The 2,020-nt window shown below is 67.2% G+C and carries 1 protein-coding gene and 1 pseudogene; one reads left to right on the forward strand and one right to left on the reverse strand.

The window, feature by feature from the left end; translation table 11 throughout:
* Positions 1-1,463: dolichyl-phosphate-mannose--protein mannosyltransferase (locus VGR06_RS33795; RefSeq protein WP_327563255.1), on the forward strand; the 1,463-nt coding region annotated here is incomplete at its 5' end.
* A 31-nt stretch (positions 1,464-1,494) separates the two neighbouring features.
* On the opposite strand, the pseudogene VGR06_RS33800 reads toward VGR06_RS33795, so the two are convergent.
* Positions 1,495-2,020: pseudogene (locus VGR06_RS33800) on the reverse strand (HNH endonuclease); the annotation flags it as partial.

The following is a 2,020-nucleotide window of genomic DNA, read 5'->3' on the forward strand; positions in this document are numbered from 1 at the left end:
TCGCTGGTGTTCTGCGCTTCTACCGACTGGGCAGCCCGCACGCGTTCGTCTTCGACGAGACCTACTACGCGAAGGACGCCTGGTCGCTGCTGCAGCACGGCGTCGAGTTGGATTACGTCAAGAACGCCAATCAGTTGATCCTCGACGGTAAGCAGAACGTCTTCAGCGGAAGTCCCGCTTTTGTCGTCCACCCACCCGCCGGAAAGTGGATCATCTCGGTTGGCGAGCAGCTGTTCGGGCTTGATCCCTTTGGGTGGCGAGTCGCCGTCGCCCTCCTCGGCACGCTCTCGGTGCTGATGATCGCTCGGATCGCGCGGCGGCTCACCGGATCGACGATGCTCGGCTGCACCGCCGGTCTGCTGCTCGCGGTTGATGGGCTGCACTTCGTGATGAGCCGGACGTCGCTGCTCGACCTGATCCTTATGTTCTTTGTCCTCGCGGCGTTCGGCTGCCTGCTTGTCGACAGGGATCGCGCGCGAGAGCGGCTTGCCGTCCTCGCGGAGCGCCATGGCGGATCGCTGGCGAATGTGTCCGGCGAGTTCGGTCCCCGGCTCGGCTGGCGGCCCTGGCGGCTGCTCGCGGGTGTCTGCCTCGGCTTGGCGACGGCGACGAAGTGGAGCGGGATCTACGCGATCGTCGTTCTAGGGGTCATGACCTTCGTCTGGGACATCGGAGCGCGGCGGGCGGCGGGGGTGGGCTCGCCGCTGCGCGGCGCCCTCTTGAGAGATGCGTTGCCTGCGCTGGGCGCGATCGTTGGCATCGCCGCGGTTGTGTACACCGCCTCGTGGACCGGCTGGTTCCTCACCGATGACGGCTATGACCGTCACTGGGCTGAGGGCCGCGGAACGAGCTGGCCATTCGTACCCGACGCCGTCCGCAGCCTGTGGCACTACCACTCGGAGGCATACAACTTCCATACCGGGCTCAAACGCAGTAAGAGCCCACACCCCTACATGTCCAGTCCGTGGGGCTGGCTGGTGCTGGCCCGCCCCGTCTCGTATTACTACGTGAGCCTGAAAAGCGGTCAGCAGGGATGCACCGCCGACAGCTGCTCGAGCGCCGTGCTGGCGCTGGGGACTCCTGCGCTTTGGTGGCTCAGCGTGGGCGCTCTCATCTTCTGCCTGTGGCTGTGGGTCGTGCGGCGGGACTGGCGGGCCGGCGCGGTGCTCGCCGGCGTCGCCGCGACCTACCTGCCGTGGTTTCACTACACCGAGCGGACGATCTTCTCCTTCTACGCAGTGGCGGCAGTGCCGTTTCTCGTCCTCGCGGTGACACTCCTCCTCGGGTACATCCTCGGTCCTCCGGATGCCACCTCCCGGCGCCGGGCGATAGGAGCCGGCATCGCCGGTGGGATCGTCCTGCTCATCGTCGTGACGTTCGTCTACTTCTATCCGATCTACAGTGCGCAGGTGATCCCGTACTCCGAATGGCACAGCCGGATGTGGTTCCAGAGCTGGATCTAGGGAGTTGAACGGGCAGACCTCAGCCGCCTGCTCAGAAGGGTGGCGGGTCGGCCTCTTCTGGGTGGGTTGTCTTGTCGGTTCGTGCACCGTTGTGTTCGCGATCGTCGTCGATGATGGGTCCGATGGGGTCGGGGTGTTTGGTGTAGGTGTGCCCGGTGGGGGTGCGCCAGACGAACTGGCCGGGGGCCGGTTGTTGGACCTGCCAGCCGCCGTGGGTTTTGAACAGGTGCTGCCGGTCGCAGAACGGGCCGGTGTTCCCCTGCGCGGTGGGCCCGTCCGGGTAGGGGATGGTGTGGTCGATCTGGCAGGAGCGGGCCGGCCGGTCGCAGCCGATACCGCGGCAGGTCCGGTCCCTGGCGATCACCTGGTCGATCAGGTCCTGCGGTGGCCGGTAGCGGGTGCTGCCGTAGTCGAGCACCCGCCCGGTGGCCGGGTCGGTGAGGATCCGCCGCCACGTCCCACCCGCGGCGACCCGGCGGGCCACCGACGCCGGGATCGGCCCGAACCCGTCCAGCTCCCCCGGCAGCTCGGACAGGCCGATCAGGGTCGGGTACGGG

Origin of the sequence: Actinophytocola sp. (genome assembly GCF_036002505.1) — a bacterium.
GTDB lineage: Bacteria > Actinomycetota > Actinomycetes > Mycobacteriales > Pseudonocardiaceae > DASYTH01.